This is a genomic window from Azoarcus sp. TTM-91, from assembly GCF_012911025.1.
Taxonomy (GTDB): Bacteria; Pseudomonadota; Gammaproteobacteria; order Burkholderiales; family Rhodocyclaceae; genus Azoarcus.
In genome coordinates this window covers 1-2,137 of the sequence record NZ_WUEI01000235.1, presented here as the reverse complement: position 1 = coordinate 2,137, position 2,137 = coordinate 1, and the positions used below count along the sequence as shown (strand labels likewise).

2 protein-coding genes are annotated in these 2,137 nt (G+C 68.6%); both read left to right on the top strand.

What is annotated here, in order from left to right:
- The first annotated feature begins 232 nt into the window (after positions 1 to 232).
- The gene (locus tag GRF61_RS23885; RefSeq protein WP_169153112.1) at positions 233 to 1,465 is read left to right on the top strand and encodes a SpoIIE family protein phosphatase; all 1,233 of its coding nucleotides are present in this window, start codon (positions 233 to 235) and stop codon (positions 1,463 to 1,465) included.
- A gap of 87 nt (positions 1,466 to 1,552) precedes the next feature.
- Positions 1,553 to 2,101, top strand: coding sequence for a SiaB family protein kinase (locus GRF61_RS23880; RefSeq protein WP_169153111.1), 549 nt, complete (start codon positions 1,553 to 1,555; stop codon positions 2,099 to 2,101).
- Positions 2,102 to 2,137 lie beyond the last annotated feature (36 nt).

Below are 2,137 nucleotides of genomic sequence, written 5' to 3'. Positions count from 1 at the left end.
CCCCTCTTCTCCCCGGCCTGGGCTCCCGCCCCTCGCCACCTGCCCTGCGGACGCCGGCGAAACCGCCCAATACGCATAGCGTGCCGCCGCGGGGCGACCTGCAGACGCCTGCCATGACGCCTGTTCCCGCTGCGGAAACCACGCATCGCCCTGGCGGGCGGATATAACTAAAGCGTAATAGAGCAGGGCTACCCTTGGCGGGCGCCAACTTCCCCGTACCTCCAGGACAAGCATGCTCGCCGCCCCCGTCCGTGCCACCGCAGCCCCCCTCGGCAGCCGTCCCTGCGCCGGCGACCTCTGCCTGGCGGTAGCCAGCGTTTCGCCGGAGTGCGACAACGAAACGGTGTTGAAACTGTTCACCGCCCACAAGGAACTGGTGAGCCTGCCGGTGGTGGAGGGTGGCCGCCCCTTCGGCCTCATCAACCGCCACATCTTCCTGTCGCAGATCGTGCGGCCCTTCCACCGCGAGCTGTACGACAGGAAGAGCTGCATCGCCTTCATGGACAAGAGCCCGCTGATCGTGGACGCCGCCACCGGCATAGACGAAATGGCCGACTTGGCGGTGGCCTACGGCGAGAAGGCGCTGGCCGACGGCTTCATCATCACCAGCGGCGGCCGCTACCTCGGCATCGGCATCGGTATCGACCTGATGCGGGCGGTGTCCGAGATGCATGCGCTGCAGCACCGCCAGATCGTGCAGAGCATCGAGTACGCCAGCGTGATCCAGAACGCCATGCTCGCCCCTTCGCGCCAGGCGATGGCGGCGGCGCTGGCCGACAGCTGCCTCGCCTGGGAACCGCGCGACCATGTCGGCGGCGACTTCTACCACTTCCTGCGCCACGAGCGCGGCTGGCTGGCGGTGATCGCCGACTGCACCGGCCACGGCGTGCCCGGCGCCTTCATGACGCTGATCTTCTCCTCCGCGCTGGACCGCGCGCTGGCGCTGCACGGCCCGATGCACCCGGACCGCCTGCTGGGCGAGATCAACGTCCGCATCAAGGATGCGCTGGGCCAGGTCGAAGGCCGCGCCGACGGCACGCCCGGCTCCAACGACGGCTGCGACGCCCTGCTCATCTGCATGGACAGCGCCGAGAGCGTGATGCGCTGGAGCAGCGCCCGCATGTCCGCCTATCTGCTGCCCGCCGACGGCGGCGATCCGGCCGAGCTGGCCGGCAACCGCATGGGCGTCGGCTACATCGAGACGCCCCATGGCTACGCCTGGCCCAGCCACCAGCGCATGGTGACGCCGGGCGACGTGCTGTTCGCCACCACCGACGGCCTCACCGACCAGGTCGGCGGCGAGCGCCGCATCATGTACGGCAAGCGCCGCCTGCTCGCCCTGCTCAAGCGCTGCCGCGAGCTGCCGATGCCGGAACTCGCCCAGGCCCTGCAGCAGGAGCACCGCGACTACCAGGGCAGCCAGATCCGCCGCGACGATCTCACCTTCTGGGGCTGGCGCGCCTGAGCGCCCGCTTTCCCCATGCTGCCCGCCCCTTCGCCCCTACAAGACCAACACAGCGCCTGCGCGGCGCACCTTCCCCACGCCCAGCCCATGACCGAGCAGAAATACTACGAATTCCTCGACTACGCGCAGCAGCGCGAGGTCCTGTTCTATTACGTCGGCTACTTCTCGCAGAACATCATCAGCACCATGGCCGAGACGATACGCCTGCACCTGGAAACCAACGGCGTGCCCGCCAGCACCCGCCGCCGGCTGTTCTCCTCCTTCGTCGAGATGGCGCAGAACATCGTGCATTACTCCGCCGCCAGCCTGCCCAGCCCGCAGGACGGCGAAATCCGCTACGGCTCGGTGTGCATCGGCCGGGAAGGCGAGCACTACTTCCTGCTGTGCGCCAACCCGGTGGAGGCCGCCGAGCTGGAGCGCCTGCGCAGCCGCCTGGAGAGCCTGTCGCAGATGTCGCTGGAAGACATCAAGCAGGCCTACAAGGTCTCGCTGCGCGCCCAGACGCCCGAAGGCAGCAAGGGCGCCGACCTGGGCTTCCTCACCGTGGCCCGCGACGCCAGGGCGCCGCTGCAGTCCTCGTTCCGCGACAGCGGCCCCGACGGCAAGGCCATGTTCTATCTGAAGGCGATCATCTGAGACCATGAGCAGCGCCCACATGGACAACCTCCACCG